Here is a 6,385-nt window from a genome sequence, read left to right on the forward strand (position 1 = left end):
AAGTACTTGGTTAGAGCACTTGGCGTTTCGGGGTGGAATTAAAGTTGTCCGTTTCTGCCGGATTTAGGCACGGGCGACAATCCGGTTTCTTTGCCCAAGGCGATGCGTCAGCCTATCCTTACGAAAGAAGAAAAGGGAGCATTCAAACGATGTTTGAAACAGGTCTGCTCAAGGACAAGCGCATCCTCGTCACCGGTGGTGGCTCGGGCCTCGGCGCTGCGATGGGGCGCCGCTTCCTCGCGCTTGGCGCCGAGCTCGTCATTTGCGGCCGCAAGCTCGACCGGCTGGAAGCGACAGCGGGCGAGATGCGTTCGACCGGCGGCAAGATCACCACCATCGCCTGCGATGTCCGCGACGGCGCTGCCGTCGATAGCATGATGGATCAGATCTGGCACGAGGCGCCGCTCGACATCCTCGTCAACAATGCTGCCGCAACCTTCATCGCGCAGAGCGAGCATCTCTCGTTCCGCGCTGCGGACGCGATCCTCGCCCCGACACTGCATGGCGCGATGTATTGCACGCTCGCCGCCGGCAGGCGCTGGATCGAGGGCAAGCACAACGGCGTCGTGCTCTCGATCCTGTCGACCTCCACCATCACCGGCCGCGCCTTCACCGTGCCGTCGGCGATGGCGAAATCGGCGGTGCTGGCGATGACCAAGAGCCTTGCTGTGGAGTGGGGCCCGAAGGGCATCCGCACCGTCGCGATCGCGCCGGGCCCGTTCCCGACCGCCGGCGCTTCCGGGCAGCTCCGCCCCGAGGGGCGCGATGAAGGCTGGACTGCGCGCAACCCAATGGGGCGCACCGGCGAGCATAGCGAGCTGGCCGATCTCGCCAGCTTCCTGGTCTCCGACCGTGCCGGTTACATTAATGGCGAGATGGTGGTGATCGACGGTGGCGCGCATTTGCGCAGTTCCGGCGCCGAGGATCTATTGCGCTGGACTGACGCCCAATGGTCGGAGCAGCGCGCTGCGCGATCGAAAGGCTGACGGCGGTCACTCCGCTAACTGCCTTCCCAAATTGGACTTTCCCGGCTATCCCTGACTCGGGGACAAAGCGCGACCGGGCCATCTTCCAGTCACAATATTGAGGGAACCACTCCAGCATGTGGCGGGTGCTGATTTTAGCTTTGATGACCGGCGTGGCGGCCTGGGGAATCACCGATTCCGCGCAGGCGCAGACGGCGCCGAAGGCTGCACCGAAAACGGCTGCGCCCGCCGCCAAGACGGCTGCAAAACCAGAGAGCAAGCCGGTGGCTCCGCCCGCGGCGGTTGCGGGCGGCGCCGAGCCGACCCTGATCGGCCAGTTCGGCACCTGGGGTGCCTATTCGGCGACGCCCAACGGCAAGAAGGTTTGCTTTGCGCTGGCCAAGCCGTCGTCGTCGAAGACCATCCCGCCGAACCGGCCGCGCGATCCCGCCTATGCCTTCGTCTCGACCCGGCCGGCGGAGAAGGTGAACAACGAAGTCTCGGTCATGATCGGCTACGCCCTCAAGCCGGGCTCGGAATCCTCGGTCGAGGTCGGCGGCGCGGCTTTCGCGATGTACACGCAGGGCGACGGCCTCTGGATCAAGAATGCGGCCGAGGAGGAGCGGATGGTCGAGGCCATGCGCAAATCCGCCGATCTCGTGGTCAAGGGCGTCTCGGCCAAGGGCACGGAGACGACCGACACCTTCTCGCTGAAGGGCCTCGCCCAGGCGCTCGACCGGATCGCCCAGGACTGCCGACGATAAGTTTGCAGGCGCTAAGGCTGCGGGCGACAGGGTCGCAATCGGCAATTCCGGTTGCTATATAGGGGCGGTTCCAGATTTTTCGCGTCATTCCGGGGCGATGCGGCAGGACCGCGCAAAGCGCGGCGCTTGAGCATGGACCCCGGAATCTTGAGGTTCCGGGTTCGGCTCTTCGGGCCACTCCGGAACGACCAAGCAATTAGGCCCATTCAATGCAACCGACTGCCGAGCCGCACAACGCAACACTGGTGGAGAAGACTCCGCTCGAAACCTATGTGCCGCCGGCCAGGCCGTCACTGATCGGCCTGTCGCGCGCCGAGCTTGCCGACTGTCTCGGCGAGATCGGCGTCGCGCCGGCGCAGCGCAAGATGCGCGTGCAGCAATTGTGGCACTGGATCTATTTTCGCGGGGCCAAGAATTTTGACGAGATGACGTCGGTCTCGAAGGCGATCCGCACCTCACTCTCCGAGCGCTTCACCGTTGATCGTCCCGAAGTCGTGGCCGAGCAGATCTCCAACGACGGCACCCGCAAATGGCTGCTTCGTTTGCCGAGCGGTGACAATGTCGAGAAGGCGCATGAAGTCGAATGCGTCTACATCCCCGAGACCGATCGCGGCACGCTCTGCGTCTCCTCGCAGGTCGGATGCACGCTGAACTGCGCCTTCTGCCACACCGGCACGCAGCGGCTGGTACGTAACCTCACCGCCGGCGAGATCGTGGGGCAGGTGATGGTCGCGCGCGATCGTCTGAATGATTGGGCCGATCGCGAGGACGGCACACGCCGCGTCACCAACATCGTGATGATGGGCATGGGCGAGCCGCTCTACAATTTTGACGCGGTGCGCGATGCGCTGCTCATCGTCGGCGACAATGAAGGCATCGGCATCTCCCGTCGCCGCATCACGCTGTCCACCTCGGGCGTGGTGCCGAACATCGTGCGCGCCGGCGACGAGATCGGCGTCATGCTCGCGATCTCGCTCCACGCCGTGCGCGACGAATTGCGCAACGAACTCGTGCCGCTCAACCGCAAATATCCGATCGCCGAGCTGCTGCAGGCCTGCCGCGACTATCCCGGCGCGTCGAACGCGCGCCGCATCACCTTCGAGTATGTGATGCTCAAGGGCGTCAACGATTCGCTCGACGATGCCAAGCTGCTGGTGAAGATGCTCAAGGGCATTCCGGCCAAGATCAACCTGATCCCGTTCAATCCCTGGCCCGGCACGGCCTATGAATGTTCGGACTGGGACCAGATCGAGAAATTCTCCGAGTATATCTTCAACGCCGGCTATTCCTCGCCGGTGCGCACTCCGCGCGGCCGCGACATCCTCGCCGCCTGCGGCCAGCTCAAGTCGGAGACCGAAAAGCTTTCGGCCCGCGAACGCCAGGCGCTCCGCGCCATGGCGATGACGGATTAGCCGGTTATGTGCACGCTGTTGCAACCTCGTCATTGCGCGGAGCTCGCGACAAAATTGCGAAAGCAATTTTGCGCTGAAGCGACGAAGCAATCCAGATTGTCTCCACGGACGCATTTCTGGATTGCTTCGCTTCGCTCGCAATGACGATCAGGGTCGCGTCATGACATTGATCGGCCGCCTCATCGTCATCTTCATCGGCTTCCTCGCCGCCTGCTTCGTCGGCGGCATGATCGTGGTCATCGCGCTGCTGTTCCCGGAATTCGCCGATCTCGGCGCCGGCCCCGTCGATCAAGGCGCGATCGATATCCTGCTCGGTTTCGGCTTCATCTTCGTCTCGGGCTTTGCTCTGGTGCCGGCGGCGGTGATCGTCGCGATCACGGAAGCGCTCTATATCCGCAGCGCGCTCGCCTATGCCGTCGGCGGCGGCCTTGTCGGGCTCGCCTGCTATCTTGGTCTCGTTCCCTTCCATCCCGACACGCTGCAGTTCGAGGGTATCGTGCGGCGTCATCTGGAGATCATGACCGGTGCCGGCATTGTCGCCGGCGTCGTCTACTGGCTGATCGCCGGCCGCAATGCCGGCGCCTGGCGCGATCCGTTGCCCCCGCGCAAGCAGCCTCCGCCGCTGCCGTCGAATTCGAGGCCCGACGCGCGGTAGCTTACGCTGTCATTCCGGGGCGATGCGAAGCATCGAACTATGGTGCGCAATTGCGCACCTGAGAATCTCGAGATTCCGGGTCTGGTCCTTCGGACCATCCCGGAATGACGGTCGTGAGGGTTTCCATCTTCTTCCCACTCCGGTAAACCGCGCGCCATGAACCGGACTGGACTCTTCATCGCCCTGGCGCTGTGGCTCGTGATCGGCGTCGTTTTCGGCCTCTATCCCGAACTCGATCTCAAGCTCGCCTCGCTGTTCTTCGATCCCGAGACGAAAACCTTTCCGCTCAAGCTGAATGGCTGGGCCGGCTTCGCGCGTGACGCTGCGATGTGGATTGCCTGGGCGTTTATGCTGCCTCCGTTGATCGCGCTCGTGGTCAAGCTGTTCCGGCCCGACCGGCCCCTGATGGTGTCAGGGCGCGCGATCGTCTTCCTGCTGGTCACGATGATCATGTCGGCCGGCATTCTGACCAACCTCACCTTCAAGACCTATTGGGGCCGGCCGCGGCCGGTGATGGTGACCGAGTTCGCCGGCGACCAGCAATTCGTGGCGTGGTGGGATCCGCGCGGCGACTGCGCGCGCAACTGCTCGTTCTTCTCGGGCGAGGGCGCGACTGCGTTCTGGACGCTGGCTCCGGCCGCGCTGGCCCCGCCGGCGTGGCGTCCGCTCGCCTATGCCGGCGCCGTGGTCTTCGGCATCGCGACCAGCGGGCTGCGCATGGCTTTCGGCGGGCACTTCTTCACCGATGTCTCAATCGCCGGCCTCGTCAGTTTCGTCGTGATCTGGTTTGCCTACGCGCTGATTTACCGCTGGCCGCGAACGCGCTTTTCGGACGCGGCGGTCGATGCCGCGCTGACCCGGCTGGCCTCGCCCGGCTACCGGCTCCGCCAGCGCCTGTTCGGTGGCCAGACAGGCCCGGCATCGTCGATTTGAGCCATTAAATGCGTGCCGAGCGCTGCGAAATTTGATATTCGCGCGGGTCAAACCATAACGCCATCAGCCCTTTGAGATCCGATTGGAAGCCCCATGACCACGATTCTGAAAAGCCTGCCCAAGGGTGAGAAAGTCGGCATCGCTTTTTCGGGCGGCCTCGACACCAGCGCTGCGCTGCTCTGGATGAAGCAGAAGGGCGCGCGCTGCTACGCTTATACCGCCAATCTCGGCCAGCCGGATGAAGCCGACTACAACGAGATCCCGCGCAAGGCGCAGGAGTTCGGCGCCGAGAAGGCCGTGCTCGTCGATTGCCGCACGCAGCTCGTCCACGAAGGCATCGCCGCGATCCAGTCGGGCGCCTTCCACATCTCGACCGGCGGTATCACCTATTTCAACACCACACCGCTCGGGCGCGCGGTGACCGGGACGATGCTGGTCGCGGCCATGAAGGAAGACGGCGTCAACATCTGGGGCGACGGCTCGACCTTCAAGGGCAACGACATCGAGCGCTTCTATCGCTACGGCCTGCTGACCAATCCGAGCCTGCGCATCTACAAGCCCTGGCTCGACCAGCAGTTCATCGACGAGCTCGGCGGCCGCGCCGAGATGTCGGCATTCATGACGGCGCAGGGTTTTGCGTACAAGATGAGCGCCGAGAAGGCGTATTCAACGGACAGCAACCTGCTCGGCGCCACGCACGAGGCGAAGGATCTGGAGAGCCTCGACAGCGGCATCAAGATCGTCAACCCGATCATGGGCGTGCCGTTCTGGCGCGACGACTGCAACGTCAAGGCCGAGAAGGTCGTCGTGCGCTTCGAGGAAGGCCAGCCCACCGCGCTGAACGGCCAGACTTTCGCCGATCCGGTCGCACTGTTCCTCGAAGCCAACGCGATCGGTGGTCGCCACGGCCTCGGCATGAGCGACCAGATCGAGAACCGCATCATCGAGGCCAAGAGCCGCGGCATCTATGAAGCGCCGGGCATGGCGCTGCTGCACATCGCTTATGAGCGTCTCGTCACCGGCATCCACAACGAGGACACCATCGAGCAGTATCGCGTCAGCGGCCTGCGCCTCGGTCGTCTCCTCTATCAGGGCCGCTGGTTCGACTCGCAGGCCTTGATGCTGCGCGAGACCGCGCAGCGCTGGGTCGCGCGCGCCGTCACCGGCGAGGTGACGCTCGAGCTGCGCCGTGGCAACGACTATTCGATCATGAATACGGAAAGCCCCAACCTCACCTATGCGCCGGAGCGGCTCAGCATGGAGAAGGTCGAGGACGCAGCGTTCACGCCTGCCGACCGTATCGGCCAGCTCACCATGCGCAACCTCGATATCGCCGACACGCGCACCAAGCTGAAGCTCTACAGCGACACCGGCCTGTTGTCGGGCAGCGAAGGCTCGCAGATCTTCCGGCTCGAGAGCGACAAGGGTTAGCCGTAGTTGGAGATTGCAGTTTTGCTCGTCATTGCGAGCGAAGCGAAGCAATCCAGACTCTTTCCGCGACGATAGTCTGGATTGCTTCGTCGCTTCGCTGTAAGCGCTGTTTTCAGGCCACAGCTTTGAGGTCGTGACGGCAATATGCCCACGGCAGCAACTGATCGATGTCGCTATTCGGATGGCCATTGACGATCCTGGTGAGCGCGTCGGTTAAGTAGGCAA

At 63.6% G+C, this 6,385-nt stretch carries 7 protein-coding genes; 6 read left to right on the top strand and 1 reads right to left on the bottom strand.

All coding sequences use genetic code 11. The features are described 5' to 3' along the window. Positions 1–149: 149 nt before the first annotated feature. The 6 genes from AC630_RS21240 to argG all read left to right on the top strand — a co-directional run bounded on the left by AC630_RS21240 (position 150) and on the right by argG (position 6,160). Positions 150–986 carry an SDR family oxidoreductase gene (locus tag AC630_RS21240; protein WP_074120421.1) on the top strand — a complete coding sequence of 279 codons (837 nt, stop codon included), beginning with the start codon at positions 150–152 and terminating at the stop codon, positions 984–986. Positions 987–1,102: 116 nt separating this feature from the next. Next, positions 1,103–1,729 (top strand): invasion associated locus B family protein, encoded by a 627-nt coding sequence (locus tag AC630_RS21245; RefSeq protein ID WP_074120422.1) that lies wholly within the window; start codon positions 1,103–1,105, stop codon positions 1,727–1,729. Positions 1,730–1,938: 209 nt separating this feature from the next. Continuing rightward, positions 1,939–3,141: a dual-specificity RNA methyltransferase RlmN gene (gene rlmN, locus AC630_RS21250; protein WP_074120423.1), complete on the top strand. Its 1,203-nt coding sequence runs from the start codon at positions 1,939–1,941 to the stop codon at positions 3,139–3,141. 160 nt (positions 3,142–3,301) lie between these two features. Beyond that, a complete protein-coding gene (locus AC630_RS21255; protein WP_074120428.1) occupies positions 3,302–3,796 on the top strand; it encodes a hypothetical protein in 495 nt (164 codons plus the stop codon). Positions 3,797–3,952: 156 nt separating this feature from the next. Beyond that, complete coding sequence (locus AC630_RS21260; RefSeq protein WP_074120424.1) at positions 3,953–4,729, top strand: phosphatase PAP2 family protein; 777 nt, start codon at positions 3,953–3,955, stop codon at positions 4,727–4,729. 93 nt (positions 4,730–4,822) lie between these two features. After that, entirely contained in the window at positions 4,823–6,160 is a 1,338-nt protein-coding gene (gene argG / locus AC630_RS21265; RefSeq protein ID WP_074120425.1) for an argininosuccinate synthase, read from the top strand. 112 nt (positions 6,161–6,272) lie between these two features. Here the strand turns inward: argG and AC630_RS21270 are convergent. After that, a partial coding sequence (locus AC630_RS21270; RefSeq protein ID WP_074120426.1) for a transposase domain-containing protein occupies positions 6,273–6,385 on the bottom strand: 113 nt, incomplete at its 5' end.

The sequence above is a fragment of the Bradyrhizobium sp. AS23.2 genome, from assembly GCF_001908185.1.
GTDB lineage: Bacteria > Pseudomonadota > Alphaproteobacteria > Rhizobiales > Xanthobacteraceae > Bradyrhizobium.

Coding starts and splice junctions, on each gene's coding strand:
- rlmN (WP_074120423.1), top strand. CDS start 1,939: ATGCAACCGACTGCCGAGCCGCACAACGCAACACTGGTGGAGAAGACT.
- AC630_RS21245 (WP_074120422.1), top strand. CDS start 1,103: ATGTGGCGGGTGCTGATTTTAGCTTTGATGACCGGCGTGGCGGCCTGG.
- AC630_RS21240 (WP_074120421.1), top strand. CDS start 150: ATGTTTGAAACAGGTCTGCTCAAGGACAAGCGCATCCTCGTCACCGGT.
- AC630_RS21255 (WP_074120428.1), top strand. CDS start 3,302: ATGACATTGATCGGCCGCCTCATCGTCATCTTCATCGGCTTCCTCGCC.
- AC630_RS21260 (WP_074120424.1), top strand. CDS start 3,953: ATGAACCGGACTGGACTCTTCATCGCCCTGGCGCTGTGGCTCGTGATC.
- argG (WP_074120425.1), top strand. CDS start 4,823: ATGACCACGATTCTGAAAAGCCTGCCCAAGGGTGAGAAAGTCGGCATC.